Origin of the sequence: Marinomonas ushuaiensis DSM 15871 (assembly GCF_000521805.1) — a bacterium.
Classification (GTDB): Bacteria; Pseudomonadota; Gammaproteobacteria; order Pseudomonadales; family Marinomonadaceae; genus Marinomonas; species Marinomonas ushuaiensis.
In genome coordinates this window covers 20,445-36,030 of sequence record NZ_JAMB01000014.1, presented here as the reverse complement: position 1 = coordinate 36,030, position 15,586 = coordinate 20,445, and the positions used below count along the sequence as shown (strand labels likewise).

12 protein-coding genes and 1 tRNA gene are annotated in these 15,586 nt (G+C 40.7%); 8 read left to right on the top strand and 5 right to left on the bottom strand.

Features of this window, described 5'->3' with window-relative positions:
* Window positions 1-8 precede the first annotated feature (8 nt).
* On the top strand, window positions 9-2,261 hold the full coding sequence (locus tag MUS1_RS13405; protein WP_036163401.1) for a sensor domain-containing protein: 2,253 nt from the start codon (window positions 9-11) through the stop codon (window positions 2,259-2,261).
* A 131-nt stretch (window positions 2,262-2,392) separates the two neighbouring features.
* On the opposite strand, the gene MUS1_RS13400 is transcribed toward MUS1_RS13405, so the two are convergent.
* Both MUS1_RS13400 and MUS1_RS13395 read right to left on the bottom strand, forming a co-directional pair.
* Window positions 2,393-3,712 (bottom strand): OmpP1/FadL family transporter, encoded by a 1,320-nt coding sequence (locus MUS1_RS13400; protein ID WP_036163400.1) that lies wholly within the window; start codon window positions 3,710-3,712, stop codon window positions 2,393-2,395.
* A gap of 367 nt (window positions 3,713-4,079) precedes the next feature.
* Window positions 4,080-4,156, bottom strand: a tRNA-Asp gene (locus MUS1_RS13395).
* Window positions 4,157-4,904: 748 nt separating this feature from the next.
* Between MUS1_RS13395 and MUS1_RS13390 the strand changes: the two genes are divergently transcribed.
* Window positions 4,905-5,348 (top strand): GtrA family protein, encoded by a 444-nt coding sequence (locus MUS1_RS13390; RefSeq protein WP_036163399.1) that lies wholly within the window; start codon window positions 4,905-4,907, stop codon window positions 5,346-5,348.
* Between the two features lie 3 nt (window positions 5,349-5,351).
* Here MUS1_RS13390 and MUS1_RS13385 read toward each other — a convergent pair whose 3' ends face one another.
* Window positions 5,352-6,617, bottom strand: coding sequence for a sensor histidine kinase (locus MUS1_RS13385; RefSeq protein WP_036163396.1), 1,266 nt, complete (start codon window positions 6,615-6,617; stop codon window positions 5,352-5,354).
* On the bottom strand, window positions 6,614-7,294 hold the full coding sequence (locus MUS1_RS13380; RefSeq protein WP_036163394.1) for a response regulator transcription factor: 681 nt from the start codon (window positions 7,292-7,294) through the stop codon (window positions 6,614-6,616). Before MUS1_RS13380 ends, MUS1_RS13385 begins: the two co-directional genes overlap by 4 nt.
* A 157-nt stretch (window positions 7,295-7,451) precedes the next feature.
* Between MUS1_RS13380 and MUS1_RS13375 the strand changes: the two genes are divergently transcribed.
* Window positions 7,452-8,462, top strand: coding sequence for a glycosyltransferase family 2 protein (locus MUS1_RS13375; RefSeq protein ID WP_036163392.1), 1,011 nt, complete (start codon window positions 7,452-7,454; stop codon window positions 8,460-8,462).
* Window positions 8,459-9,889, top strand: coding sequence for an ArnT family glycosyltransferase (locus tag MUS1_RS13370; protein ID WP_245595818.1), 1,431 nt, complete (start codon window positions 8,459-8,461; stop codon window positions 9,887-9,889). The genes MUS1_RS13375 and MUS1_RS13370 overlap by 4 nt, the downstream gene beginning before the upstream one ends.
* A gap of 118 nt (window positions 9,890-10,007) precedes the next feature.
* On the opposite strand, the gene MUS1_RS13365 is transcribed toward MUS1_RS13370, so the two are convergent.
* Entirely contained in the window at window positions 10,008-10,892 is an 885-nt protein-coding gene (locus MUS1_RS13365; protein ID WP_036163442.1) for a LysR family transcriptional regulator, read from the bottom strand.
* Between the two features lie 134 nt (window positions 10,893-11,026).
* Between MUS1_RS13365 and MUS1_RS13360 the strand changes: the two genes are divergently transcribed.
* Genes MUS1_RS13360 through MUS1_RS13345 form a run of 4 tightly spaced genes read left to right on the top strand, consistent with a single transcriptional unit; the run spans window position 11,027 to window position 15,584 of the window.
* The gene (locus tag MUS1_RS13360) at window positions 11,027-11,986 is read left to right on the top strand and encodes a Bug family tripartite tricarboxylate transporter substrate binding protein (RefSeq protein ID WP_211236469.1); all 960 of its coding nucleotides are present in this window, start codon (window positions 11,027-11,029) and stop codon (window positions 11,984-11,986) included.
* Entirely contained in the window at window positions 11,983-12,492 is a 510-nt protein-coding gene (locus MUS1_RS13355) for a tripartite tricarboxylate transporter TctB family protein (RefSeq protein ID WP_036163391.1), read from the top strand. Before MUS1_RS13360 ends, MUS1_RS13355 begins: the two co-directional genes overlap by 4 nt.
* 1 nt (window position 12,493) lies before the next feature.
* Complete coding sequence (locus MUS1_RS13350; RefSeq protein ID WP_036163389.1) at window positions 12,494-14,011, top strand: tripartite tricarboxylate transporter permease; 1,518 nt, start codon at window positions 12,494-12,496, stop codon at window positions 14,009-14,011.
* Window positions 13,995-15,584 (top strand): gamma-glutamyltransferase family protein, encoded by a 1,590-nt coding sequence (locus tag MUS1_RS13345; protein WP_036163387.1) that lies wholly within the window; start codon window positions 13,995-13,997, stop codon window positions 15,582-15,584. The genes MUS1_RS13350 and MUS1_RS13345 overlap by 17 nt, the downstream gene beginning before the upstream one ends.
* Window positions 15,585-15,586 lie beyond the last annotated feature (2 nt).

Genomic DNA, 15,586 nt, shown 5'->3' with positions numbered 1-15,586 from the left:
GTTGAATAATGTTTATTGATTCTCTTAAAAATTATTTTTTTGTCGATTCGGACCAAACATTTGGGCGAAACCAAAAAGCACTCCAACAAAGCGCTCTTAGAATCCTTCTAGCGCTCACTATCTGTATTTTTGCTATTTCAGAAGTGCATTCTTTTTTCATTCTCACTGAAACATCACTTTTCGGTATGAACAGTCTGTTCCTATGTATTCTCGTAGGCTTACTTTTTTTCAGTAAAAAATACACTCAAATCTCTGCAAGTCTTTTCATTATCACCTTATTAACCACCAGTTCTTTATTGCTAACATTAAACGATGAATTAAACGCGCAAAAATACGCCCTTATCTCACTCTACTCACTCCCTTTAATAACTCGTCTATTGTTTAGCTTTAAAGTCTCTTTAGTGACCATGCTTGCGAATATTTTTCCTTTTTACTTAATCACCAGTGAAAACCTTATTTCTAGCCAAGCAAACATAGCCGTTTCATTTTACTTCCAACTACTTACATTCATTACTCTTAACGTTGGGTTACCTCTAGCCGTTTCAAGAATTATTTACACATTGGAAAACAACGCTTCGCGTATGAGAGGCTTCTATCGAAAACTAAATCAAAACTATGCACTGTATGAAGAGTTTTTTGAAAATACCGGTACACCTACCTTACTCTGTGACCAACGGGGCAGGCTTATTAAAGTAAATCAACTTGCTCGAGACCTTTTGGCTCATTCCAAACAGAATAAACTTGCGGATACAAGAATGTCTGATTGGCTTTCACCACTTGGTGACTCTGGTAAGTTTTTTTGGCAATCAAATACAGCAGAGTGCACATTAAAACAAAACAAAGATGTCCATATAGAAATCCGAAGAGCCTCACTGACTAAACATGGGCATTACGTTTTACATTTACAAAATACCACTCAGCTACGGGCGATACAGCAAGAATTAGAAACCTCACAACAAACCAACACCCGCCTAGCTCATTTTGATTTATTAACGTTACTTCCAAATAATCGGCATTTTTGTCGTCAGGTTAATCAAAAGTTCAAAGAACAAGAGAGTCATTTAACAGGCGCTATGTTTATTATTCGGATTTGCCAATTCAAACTTCTTAATAAGCAATATGGCAAAGATAACGCGAATAAAATCATCCTTAATTTCTCAAAATCTCTACAGAAAAAACTATCAGATCAAGCCATTATAGGCAGGTTACGCGGAGTAAAATTTGCGTGTTTCGTGCCATTAGGTCAAGCTTATTTAATTCAGAAAAATCTATCCACCTTGATTCATTCGGTACTACCTAGACAAATCAATATTGATGGCAGCATGTTAAATATGGAATACCAAGTGGGTATTGCTTATTACCATACAGACGGATCAACCGCCGAAGAATTACTTGAGCACTGTGAAATGGCTTTAGAATACTCTACTAGCACAGACAGACTCTCATACTACAATCACAACCTTGAAAACAAACTGATTGAAGAGCATGAGCTCGGCTTAAAGCTAAGTGCCGCCATCAAAAACAAAGAATTGAGTATTTGGCTGCAACCTCAAGTTTCTCCAAATGGACAAATTCGATCATTCGAAGCGCTTGCTCGATGGAATGATGGTAAACGATTTATACCACCAACTACTTTCATCAAAGTAGCCGAGGATTTAGGGTTATTACCCAGTCTTGCTGAGAACTTATTGCGTGAACTTGTCACAACGCTTTCAGTGTGGAACAAAGAACACATACACACACCTATTGCTTTTAATCTTGCTGGTCAAGAGCTCATGAACGATGCTTTTTTCGCATTACTCATGTCGCTTATTTCTGACAACCCTTGGTTAAACAAAATGCTAGAACTAGAAATAACTGAAACAAGTTCAGTGATGACGAATCCCCTTATACACAAACGCCTAAGAAGTCTTTCTCAGTATGGTATATCCATTGCTATTGACGATTTCGGAACAGGACAAGCTTCCCTAGGTCAATTAATTGATATACCAGCAAACATACTTAAAATAGACCGTCGCTTTATAGAGCCACTACCTGGTGATCAGCGCCACATAGAGATCGTTAAATCGACAATACAAATGGCTGAATCGCTCAATATGAAGGTCATTGCAGAAGGTGTAGAAACAAGAGAGCAAGCAAATTTACTCGCGTCATTAGGGTGTCATACTCTACAAGGTTACTACTTTGGTAAACCAGCTCCCCTGTCTGATTGGACAGCCCGTGACAATGAAAAAGCAAAAGAACTTCGCATGGTCTATTAAACTCTAAAAAAGATTGAAATCCGCACGTTCACCTATTCTGTAACAACATAAACAAACTCAATATCCAGACATAAAAAAACCAGAACCTTAATAGGCTCTGGTTTTTCATTAACACTTTTATTTATGGCTAATTAGAACGCCATATTCATCGCAACAGAGAACACATTGGCTGATGATTCATAATCTGCGTCCAACGTTCCGCGCGCAGCATCTTCACCTGTACCATCACGACTCACAGACACATCATCAATCATCACATGGGTATAAGCAAACGTCAGTGACGTCATGTCATTCAAACTGTAGGTTCCACCAAGTGATAACCAAGTACGGTCTCCGTCTGGCGTACGAGCAGAACGATACTCATCGGTTACTGGAGAATTATCAACAGCAACACCGGTACGTAAGGTTAATTTCTCAGAGTGGGCATAAGTCAAACCGGCAGAATAAAACCATTGGTCTTCAAAGCCAAAAGTCAAGACAGAATCTGATTGATTACTGTCAAAATCAATCCTTAACTCATCCATAGAACCCCAACCAGTTCGCATGGCCGTCAAACTTAAAATTAACTTAGCTGTTAAATCCTGCTCAACACTTAATGTAAGCACCGAAGGAAAAGTAATAGAATCTGAAACAGTGGTATTATCAAGAGTAGGTTGACCTGCAACACCAAGTGCTCCGTTTAGAGTTGCCACGTTCTTATATTTAACATCTCCCTTGAAATCAAAATCAACTTCACTTCGATAACCCAAACCGATTCTAGTACCTTTAACAGGCTCCAAAGCTGCACCAAGGCTATATCCATAGCTAGTATCATCAGCTTCAATGTAGCCATTACCCTCGGCACTAGGAAAGCCAACCTGAGATGCGAGCACAACCTCCGCTGTATGAATTTGAACACTTGCACCAACTGACGCCCAACTACTTAGGCGATGAGCTAACGCAAAGCTTAACGCTATATCTTGTATTCCAGTCTCCGTTGCATGATACCGTCCAGCCCATTCATCGCCATAATCCCCAGACAGACCAAAAGGTACATTTAAGGAAATACCCGCTACTGTTTTCTCAGATACTGGCATTGCTAAATATAAAGATGGAACCAAGGTATTATCAACAGAGTCATTCGTTGATTGAGTGCCTAAGGGCGAAACACCACCAGGAGCAGAACCATTTGCATCAGCACTATTTGCAGAATTTACCGTCACATCCATACTCGGCATGACATACGCACCAGAAACATACACAGTCGTTTCTGTGGCATTTAGAAATAAAGCGGGGTTCCAGTAGCTAAAGGAAATATCTGCCCCAGATGCGGCCGCACCAGCTAAAGCGGTACCAGATGCTGTTGCACTGTGATCATTTAAAGCAAAACCAGCAGAATACGCTGAAGAAGCCGCTGCGACAGACACAGCGACCAAACTTGCTTTGAAGAGATGCTTTGAAGAGGTAGTCATAATAAGCTCCATTGTTATTTTTATTCGGAATTATTCTTTGAATGCATTAGTTATACGCTTCCATTATAGAAGCTCATAACCAGATATTACCAGTATGCATTTCTTCTGCAATAGAATATTCAAAAAAATTATGTAAAAAACAAAAGGCATCACCATAATATAGATGAAAGTATCAGATAAGAACTAAGATAGGATTGAAAAACAAAGAATTTTTGAAAATATCAGATAAAAACTAAGACAGGATTGAAAACAAAGAATTTTTGAAGGTGTTGAAATTTATAAAGGTTAAGTACTATCTATAGAATCATAGATTTTTTGTACAAATCAATTTACTTAATTTTAATAGAATTATCACTATTAAGTAAATTGGCGGAATGGACGGGACTCGAACCCGCGACCCCCTGCGTGACAGGCAGGTATTCTAACCAACTGAACTACCACTCCAACACAATCTAGCTCTTTACTTACTTCTCATAAGTACCACTGCTTAGTAAGTGGTGGGGATTCGCCTTGTAAGGCGTGAAAACTTGAGCTACGTCATCTAACTCAAAATCACCATAATTCAAATTTACAGAAAAATCCCTTATAAATCAACGAATGATCTTCACTTCAAGACGGGGCGTATATTACACTAAAAGTTAGTATTGTCTAATCTTTTTTACAGAAGTGGCCATTATATTTTTTACACTTAATTTCAATCCTTTATGGTGATTAAGCAAGATACTCAATAAAGCACACTCCCCAACAATTCCATTAAGGAGATAGGTCAAAAGCTAAGCAAATATTATAGATATAAAAAGACTTTATTTAGTGGCTATTTTTAAAAATAGGTTTCTTTACTCCTTATTTCCCATGCGTTTTACTAAACCAATCAACCCTAGCCCTATTTCGAATACGCTTGCATAGATGATTTATACAATAATGTCACTTACGATTTAAAAGAGCTCTGAAGTGAGCAACTATTTGTTTTGTATAAGCAAGCACGAGACAAAACCAAAATTCTACAATTGCCTCACAATGACTTTTTTCAGTAGTAATATTAACCACCCCATCAGTATTGCAATTTAATATTAGGACGAAAGCTACTTCGCCAACAATCCCGAGTCAAGCGTCTATTTTTTCTTGACCACTCAAAGTTCTATTCATCTTTAAATTCACTTTTTTTTGATGTTCTCCGTCGTAAAATCACCCAATGAAAACTTTATTTAATCACTCTTTTTTTCGTTTCGCTTTAGTTGGCGCAAGTGGTTTTGCTGTCGATGTAATCTCCATGTTGTTGCTTTCAACATGGATTCCTTTCATTGTTGCGAGGGGTATCGCATTCTGGATTGCAGCCACATCAAATTGGTGGCTAAACAGAAATATCACCTTTGTCTATTCCCATAACAAAAGTCTTACTTCAGGTTATAAAAAAGCCGCCGTCTTGCAATGGTTGCAATTTATTGGCGGCTCTTTTATCGCATTCATACCAAATTGGAGCTGCTATGTCGTTTTGCTTGCTGTTCAGCCCAATATTACCAACCAAACACTTTATGAGTTATGGCCTTACCTAGCAATGGCGCCAGGAGTATTAATGGGCATGACGATTAATTACGTATTTTCTCGGTTCTGGATTTTCTCTAATACCATGAAATAATAGTTAACTGGATTGTTTAGGAAAGCTCACTTTGGCAGTGCAACCAACACTTTCATTATCCAATAAGCTAAATTCACAATCATATTTTTCACAAATATCACGAACAATCATTAAACCGAGGCCATAACTTTCACCACCAGGCTTACCTTGCAAACCACAACCTGTATCAACTACTGACAACGTATTATCAAAAACCTTTATTGTCACACTCCCTGTCTCGGTACACGCCATTGCATTTTTGAGTAGATTGGACACTAATATATGAAATGTGGGCATCGGTAATTGAGTAATTATCTGCCCGGTATTGATAATATCAACTTCGACTGCTTTATCCGCTAGATACACTAAATGCGCTTCTCGAATATCATAAAACTCTTTATCTTCAACTAGTCGATACGCCGTCAACGACAAATCTTCCGCTCTAGTTAACGATAACAAGGTCGAAATATAGTCTTCCATCTCCTGACACGCCTTATCTATGCGTTGACGCTGTCTTTCTAAGAACTCCTTTGAATCTGATTTACCCAATAAAGTCACAACCCCTTTCATCACCATCAAAGGCGTTCGCAGCTCATGACTTGCATAACGATTAAAGGCTCGCTCTCTGTCAATCATGGCCTTAATTTGATTTTGATAAACATTAAGGCGCTCTACCAATTGATGTATTTCCAATGTTGCGGCACCTTCTGGTAATTCGATAGTAGACAGGTTACTTGAACTTCGATTACCAAGATCTCTAGATAACAGGGCCAAAGGTTTTGTTAGTCGAGCAGATATACGCATCACCACCCATAAACTAACCACCAGCAACAAAAGAGACAGAAACAATTGCGTACTTTGCGTCTCAAACATTTGCACTTCACTGATTTCGTATATTTCATCATAATGCAGTAAATACAGTTCTTTACGTTTTCCGTTTAATATCACTTGCGAGCGCATCGAAAAAATCTCACGATCTATATCTGAACGCTCATCCAGTTCATAGGGCTTGTCATCCGTAATATTTGAATTTAATACAATGCCTGCAGGCAAATTCTCTTTACCTACATAAGCCTCAGAAAAAGGCGGTACGGATACATAAGTAAAATCAGTCCCTTCTAATAGGCTTACGGCTGTATTTTTGTCTTTCAACATGCGGTTTTCAGCGTAGATACTCTCGATATTTTCAATCAAGGATTCAAACATCGAAAAATGAAACGCTATGATGGCGAACGCCACAATAGAAAAGTAAGTAAAGGTGAGCTGTTTAGCCGTTTTTATACGTTTCATACTTCATCTTCCTGCACTAAGTGATAACCTACCTTTGAAACGGTTCTTAAATACGCATGTTCAAAGGGTTTATCAATTAAGCTTCGTAGTTGGTAAATATGACTTCTTAACACTTTACTGTCTGGTTCTTCATCACCCCATAAAGCATCACAAATTTCTTCTTTGGATACTAAATCTGGCGCCTTCTGTATTAAGCATTTCAAAATAGTGTATTGAGAGGGATTTAAAGAATATCGGCTTCCTTCTCTTTGTAAGATTCGAGTATTCATATCAAGCTTAAGCTCACCAAATACCAATGTACGGTTTGCCACACTCCCTTTTCGCCTTCTCACTAAGGCCTGCAGACGAGAATCTAAAATATCTAAATCAAAAGGCTTCACTAAATAATCATCTGTAAGATGTTCAAAGCCAGCTAAAATATCATCTTTTGTATCACGCGCTGTCAGCATTAGAATTGGAGTATCAATCCCCTCCGCACGTAATGTTTTACACACAGTCAACCCATCCATTTTTGGCAACATAATGTCTAACACAATCGCATCATAATGGCCTTTTTTCGCTAACTCATAGCCCTGTAAGCCGTTATTAGCGTAATCCAATACATAATCTTTGATTTCAAAATAGTCAAAAATTACGCCTGCAATATCTTTATGGTCTTCCACCAACAATAGTTTCATCGTCTTCTCTGTATAAAGGAGGCTATTCACGCACTATAACTCACGTTATTTGATAAACGACATTGTCACACAATTACGTGAAAAAAAAGTGAATCACCTTTTTGCGACACTTACCTTCTTACTATGTCGAAAACGACTGACATGTTAGGAAACTTATATGAATGCATTGCCTTATAAAGCATACGAACAACTAGAGCCCATCACAAAAGCACAGCCCTTAGTGACTGTCATCATTCCTTTTCTAAATGAGGCTGAGGTTCTAAGTACCTGCCATAAGAGAGTTTGCGATGCCTTGTCTATCCTACACCAGCATTGTGAAATCATTTACATTGATGATGGAAGCCAAGACAGCAGCTGGGCATTAGTTAGCCAATTCACCCATAGGCTTCACCAAGTACGCAGCCTTCGTTTAAGTCGAAACTTTGGAAAAGAAGCGGCAATGAGTGCGGGGATGAAAGTAGCCTCTGGCCGTTGCGTCATTTTATTAGATGCTGATTTACAAGATCCCCCAGAATATATACCTGATATGGTCAAAGCATGGGTAGCAGGCGCTCAAGTGGTAGAAATGCAGCGTAAAGAACGCCATGGCGAAGGTTGGGTAAAACGCACCACAGCACATTGCTTTTATCGATTTATGTCCTATATAAGTGACTATCCAATTACAGAAAATGTTGGCGACTTTCGGTTAATGGATCAAAAAGTCGTGAGAGTCATCAACACCTTGCCAGAAAGAACTCGCTTTATGAAAGGCTTACTTGCATGGCCGGGTTTTACTCGCACAATTTTGACTTTTGATCGCGATCCTAGACTAGCGGGTATTACAAAATGGAATTACCCGAAATTAATTCATCTAGCATTAGAAGGCATTACTTCATTCAGTACCAAACCACTACGTTGGGCCACCATGGCCGGGCTTGTAACGTCTTTCATTGCCTTTGTCATGGCAATGGTCATTCTTACTAAAACCTTGGTGTGGGGAGATGCTGTAGCAGGTTATCCTTCTACGATTCTTATTATTTTATTTCTTGGAGGAATACAACTTTTGTCTATTGGCGTACTGGGCGAATACGTCGGTAGGCTCTTTATTGAATCGAAACAACGCCCCTTATATATCCTTATGGAAGACGCTACGATGAAGCCAACCTTTCAATCAATGGGGGCAGAATGATGAAGAAAACAACACTATCTTTGCCGTCCGTAAAATCATTATTAATATTACTCATAAGCTGTCTGGTACTTCGTTTTATTTCACTGTCACTCTATCCATTAATGGATACGACAGAAGCAAGATACGGAGAAATGGCACGCATCATGTTTGAAACTGGCGACTGGATCACGCCTATGTTTGATTACAATATTCCATTTTGGGGTAAACCACCTATTTTTACTTGGCTAAGCAGCTTAGGGTTTAGTCTTTTTGGTATTAATGAATTTGCAGCGCGTGTACCGCATCTTGTTGTTGGTCTTGGTGTGATTTATTTGGTGTATTTATTAGCAAAAGAAGTATTCCATTCCGTAAAAATGGGATTATTCAGCGCCGTCATATTAGCGTCTACATTCTCGTTTATCTTGTTAAGCGGCGCAGTGATGACAGATACAGCACTCACTTTTTCAATCACTCTTAGCATGATTAGTTTCTGGCAGGCTTGGTCTAATAAAGGAAAGCATTGGGGATATTTGTTCTTTGTGGGATTAGCGCTAGGAATGTTATCTAAAGGCCCTTTAGCTGTTGTATTGATTGGCATTAGCTTAACACTTTGGCTATTACCACATGGTCGTTGGAAACGGCTTTGGAATATTTTACCTTGGGGTTATGGAAGTCTGCTGTGTCTCGTTTTATTTGTGCCTTGGTATGCAATTGCAGAACTTAAAACGCCGGGTTTTTTAGATTACTTTATTATTGGCGAACACATTAAGCGTTTTATCGTCAGTGGCTGGCAAGGTGATTTATATGGTACAGCACATGAAAGGACACGCGGAACAATTTGGGTATATGCTTTTACTGCAATGTTGCCGTGGAGCCCTATTTTATTATGGCAATGGATTCGCTCGCTAAAAGAAGGGAAAGACACAGAAGAAAGCTCTGATGGTTTTGGCAGTTTTCTCTTATTGTGGGTTATGGCACCGTTATTGTTATTCAGTTTTTCTGGAAACATTCTCGCCAGCTATACAATGCCATGCTTACCCGCAGCGGCCTTGTTATTATCTCACCTTCACCATCAAAGACCTTTGTCTAATTGGGTATACAAGATAGGTTTCATAACACCAGCTCTCTTGATTATTTTAGTTGGTGCGTTACACCTTGACCTTATTCACCCTAAATCACAACAAGCCATTCTTTCAATATGGGAACGACAATCTGAGGCTAAAGAAAGCGATCTATTTTACCTTCATAAACGCCCTTTTTCTGGCCAATACTACTCATCAGGAAAAGCTCAAAAAAGAATAGGTAATTTGAGTACTTGGCTCCCATCACAACAACATGCTTTCTTTATTGTTCAATCTCAAAACGATGCGACAAACTATCCAAATTGGATCTGTCTTGAACGAGGTAAAACAACCAAAGAAATACTATTTTTGTGTCAGAAAAATTAAAAAACTTAACTAAACCACCTTTTCTCATACGAAAAGGTGGTTAGGTAACCCTCCATTTTTTAACTGCATTTAAGCAGCCATGTGAGGTGGCTTCCCCCATTGGCTGTATGTGTTCAGCCTAGATATCCTCTAACATCTTTTGACCTTGATGCTCTAACGCGACGATAAGCGCACCAAGAACATCTTTACGACTTGAGTTTTCCCGCTGAACAACACCAAGTCTTCGATAAATCGGCGGAGAGCCAAATGGAAACCAGTCAAGTGAAGTAGTAATCGTATCCTGTAACGCCATTTTTGGCACAATGGAAAAACCAAGTCCTGCTTGAATACATCCGACCACAGCAGTCATTGTATTAACTGATACGACTTCTATCGGTTCCGATGAGAGTTGTGCAATCTCAGTATCGATTTGCCTAGAAAGTTGCACCTGCGTGCGATAGCGAATAAAGGGGATTTTACGTACCAATTCTTCAAGAGTTCGTGCACCTGTCCCTCTCGGCAATAGAACCACAAGTGGCTCATTAACAACTGGAGTCCAGGTCAAGCTTTGCGGGACCGCGACATAGTCTGCAACGAGTGCAGCATCAAGCTGCCCTGAAACAACTTCATTCATCAACTCTTCAGACATACCGATACGCAATCGAAAGTTTAATTCAGAATAGGTCTTACGTAAGCTTGCAAGTGACCGTGGAACCAACGAATTTGTCCCAGTTCGGAGTGAACCAAACGCTATGGTTCCACGCACCTGCATGCCCGAAACCGATGTCTTGGTTTCAGTCATAATTTGCAATATAGCTCGAGCTGAGCGAACGACCTCCTCCCCTTTAGCCGTAAGCATTGGAGGACGATAGGTACGATCAAAAAGCGTCGCACCAACCTCTGATTCTAATGAAGTAATCTGCTGACTTACTGCAGAGGCGGTAATATTCACTTTTTTCGCTGCGGCAGCAAATCCTCCGCACTGTTCAATAGCGAGAAGTGTTTCAAGTTGTTTTGTATCCATATCGATAAGATAAGTTTTACTAAACATAATGTCAAATTATTCGAGCTTTCCCTATGTTTTACTTGTGTTAGTATCGAGTGGTAACCCTAGCTGTGGCATTAAAACTGCGGCCTCATTCAATCAGGAGTGTTTCAATGAAAAACTGTAGTATTTCCATGAAAATCAGTGCTGCTATTATTACCTTAGCAACGACGTTCGCGACACCAAGTTATGCAGAAGCTTATCCAGAGCATGCCGTTGAATTTATTGTTCCTTGGTCTCCAGGTGGGGGGTCAGATACTCTAATGAGGTTAATCGCTAATAATGCGGAACCTTTTCTTGGTGTAAAAATGCCAATCATCAATATGCCTGGGGCAGGTGGAACCGTTGGCTTGCGTGAAACATCTCGTCGCGATGCAGATGGGTATACTATTAGCCAAATTCACGAAGGCCTTCTCGTGGCAACTGAAACTGGCATCACTGATATTGCTTGGGATGATTTCGAACCTGTTGCATTGATGACATCTTCACCACAATACCTTGTTATTGGAATAAACGAGAACTATAGCAATTTTGAAGAGTTCGTCTCCTTTGCTAAATCTCATCCAGGTAAAATAACAATGGGTGTCACTCTTGCAGGCGTACCACATCTTCATGCCGCTATGATCGAGCAAGCATTCGGTCTTCAATTTAAATATGTTGGCTACGAAGGAACAGGTCAACGAGTGAGAGCTCTCGTTGGAGGCAATCTAGATGCCGCTATAGGAGATGTCAGCTCTTCTAAGCAATTTGTTGACAATGGTGATTTGATTTTCCTTGCCGTTGGATCGCTTGAACGAATGGACGAAACCCCAGATGTTCCAACATTAACCGAACTAGGCCAGAACTTAGAGCTAAATGTAACCCGAGGTATTGTTGTTCCAAAAGGCACTCCTATTGATGTTCGCAAAACTCTCGAAGTAGCATTCGAAAAACTATCTAAAGACCCTGACTATATTAAACAAACAAACAACGCGGGTGCTAATGTTGGGTTTCGTGGTCAAGAAGAATATAAAACGTACCTTCGCACACTACAAAAAACCGTAACATCACTATCTGCGGTACTTGCTCCATGAGTAATTTAAGTCATGACAAAGCTATGGAGGCGGGCGAGATTGCCCGTCTGCTAAGCTATTTTATTATTCTGATAGCCTCTGTTGGATTATTCTTTGCAGCGAGTGAAATACCAACATCACGATTTGAAACACTTGGAGCTGGCGCTTTTCCACAAATTGTTTGTGCCGCAATTGGGTTGCTCTCTATAGTTGCCATCGTTGACTCCTTACGCAAAATTTCTTACCTAGGCTATGGTCGCTTTTATACTGAGGTGAAAGCCTGGATGTGCCGTCGTTATTTAGTATTCATCACGCTTGGCGCACTAGCACTTTATATCCTTGTAATTCCTATCATAGGTTTCTCAATTGCGAGCATGATTTTCATATTCTCAGTTCAAGTGATTTTGATGCCTCGTAACACTAAGTCCATTGTGATTGCCCTAATAACTGCACTGGTCTTTTCTTTCGGGCTTAATTGGCTATTTTCTGAAGTCTTTACGGTATTTCTTCCACGAGGAGTGTTTTAACATGAATGACTTTCTCACCGGAGCCACGCAAATATTTACGTTTTCAACACTTATTTATATGTTTGCAGGATCCATTGCCGGTATTGTTGCTGCCGCCATACCAGGATTCACTGTTACTATGGCAATCGTCTTAACCCTTCCTCTTACATTTGCTATGGAGCCACTACAAGGTATTGCAGTCATGCTTTCCGTATACGTCGGTGGATATACAGGAGGTTTAATTTCTGCAGCATTGTTAGGAATACCAGGTACACCCTCGTCTGTAGCAACAACTTTTGATGCGTATCCCATGGCGCGAAATGGTGAACCAGGGCGCGCCCTATCCATCGGTGTTTGGGCATCGTTTTTTGGAACAATAATTTCAACAATTGTGTTGATTTTTGCTGCCCCACCGCTTGCACTGTTTGCTGTACAGCTTGGTCCTTGGGAGTACTTTTCTCTCATTGTTTTTGCATTAACAATTGTTGGCAGTCTTGTTGGCAGTTCAGTTGTTCGTGGGATGCTTGCTGGTCTTGTCGGCCTTCTAATTTCAACCGTCGGAACTGATCCAATTTTAGGTCGAGCCCGATTTGATTTCGACATCGAAATGCTACAAACCGGCTTCCCATTTCTCGTCGTGCTAATTGGTATTTTTGCAATTTCACAACTTGCCTCTGAAGTAGAAGATGCCAAAAATATACGTTCTGGTAACTCATTAGTAACTGGCGCAATAGATTTTCAGACATGGAAAGTCTTTAAAGAAGTATTAATGCGACCAGTAAATTTATTACGGTCTTCAATCCTCGGAGTTCTAATTGGAGCGCTTCCAGGTGCAGGCGGCTCAATCGCGAATCTATTAGCCTATGACCAAGCCAAACGCTCATCAAAATACCCTGAGAGATTTGGTAAAGGTGAAACTGATGGCATTGTCGCTTCTGAAGCAGGTAACTCTGCAACTGCAGGCGGTGGCCTTATACCTCTTATCGGGCTTGGAATCCCAGGGTCTGCTGTTGATGCAATTTTAATGGCGTCACTTATGGTTCATGGTATCTCAGTTGGACCACGCTTAATTCTTGACCATGGCGATTTAGTCTACGGTATGTTTATCGCAATGGCTGTAGCATCTTTCATGATGTTAATCGTTTCCGTTTTTTCAATGCGCCTCTTTTTACGAATTACTCAAGTACCAAAATGGGCAATCGTACCTGTCGTAATGACCTGTTGCGTAGTGGGTGCGTTTGCACTTAATAACCGCGTAACAGACCTCTATCTATTAATTATTATCGGTATAGTCGGCTATGCCATGCGAGCTTTAGGGTATTCACTTGCGCCATTAGTGCTAGGTGTAATTTTAGGTCCTATTGCTGAAACCAATCTGCGTCGCGCTCTTATGACTGACGCTGATATGAGTTTATTTATAAGCCGCCCTATTAGTCTAATCTTCTTAGTAGCCGCTGTGCTTTCTATTGCTTGGGCAATTCGAAGCCATCTTAAAAATAGCAAAACAACCAAAAGGACGTCTAATGAACCTGCGTCATGATCCTATATACCCTTCTCGCCGCTCACCCATTCTTGCGGAAAATATTGTCTCGACTTCTCAGCCATTGGCGACTCAGGCTGGGATTTCGATTTTACAACAAGGTGGTAATGCCGTTGATGCGGCTATTGCAACTGCAGCGACTCTAACAATTGTCGAGCCTACAGGATGTGGTCTGGGATCAGATGCATTTTGTATTCTTTGGGATGGCAAAGAATTACATGGCCTCAATGCTTCTGGCAGAGCCCCAGCAGCTTGGACGCCAGAGCGTTTTGCCGAAGGTATGCCTCAACACGGCTGGGATTCAGTAACCGTTCCTGGTGCAGTAAGTGCGTGGGTTGCTCTTTCCCAGCGATTCGGAAAGCTTGACCTTTCAACCGTACTCGCTCCTGCTATTCGCTATGCAGAAGAAGGCTTTATTGTTTCTCCTGTAGTTGGCGCAGCATGGGCCAAAGGCGCTGAAGTTTTAAAAGATCAACCAGGCTTCGCAGAAACTTTTATGCCGAATGGACATGCACCAAAAGCAGGTGAAAGATTCCGTAATCCAGGTGCCGCCAGAACCCTTCGAGCAATTGCAGAAACTAATGGCAAGGCATTTTATGAAGGTGAAATCGCTGAAGAAATCGCTGCTTTTGCTAAAGCGAACGGTGGAGCTATGACAGTAAGCGACTTAGCTTCCCATAGCAATGACTGGTGCGGCACAATCAGTCATAATTTTGATAATGTTGAGCTCCATGAAATCCCGCCTAACGGTCAAGGAATTGCTGCATTAATGGCGCTTGGTATACTTGAACATACAAATATTCGTAATTATGAACCTGACGACATCTCTGCAGTTCATCTACAAATCGAGGCTATTAAGCTTGCTTATCGCGATCTTGATGCTTTTGTTGCTGACCGCGACCATATGAAAGACATAGACGAAGATGATTTACTTAATGCAGCGTATCTTCAATCTCGTGCAGCGCTTATTGACATAAATAAAGCCCAAGACTTTGAAGCTGGTGCACCTAAAACTGGTGGCACCGTATTGTTAAATGTTGGTGATTCGTCAGGCATGATGGTGAGTTTTATTCAATCAAACTATTCAGGGTTTGGCTCAGGCGTTGTTGTACCAGGAACTGGAATATCAATGCAAAATAGAGGCTTTGGTTTTACCAATAAACAAGGACACCCTAATCAGGTTGCTCCTGGCAAGCGCCCTTTTCATACCATTATTCCAGGCTTTGCAATGAAAAATGGCAAGCCTCTAATGGCTTTTGGCATGATGGGAGGACCAATACAAGCACAAGGTCATGTTCAATTATTATTACGCACTCAACTTTGGGATCAAGACCCTCAAGTAGCCGCAGACGCCCCTCGCTGGCGTATGGTAGAAGGGCTTGAAGTTGCTTGTGAACCAACTATGTCAAAATCACTTATCGATGGACTCATAAGCTTGGGTCACAAAATCACAGTTGAAGCACCTGATAACGCTTTTGGTTTTGGCGGAGCGCAAATTGTCCAGCGCTTTGAAAACGGAAGTTATGCCGCAGGCTCTGATCCTCGTAAAGATGGCCAAGCAGCTGGTTTTTAATG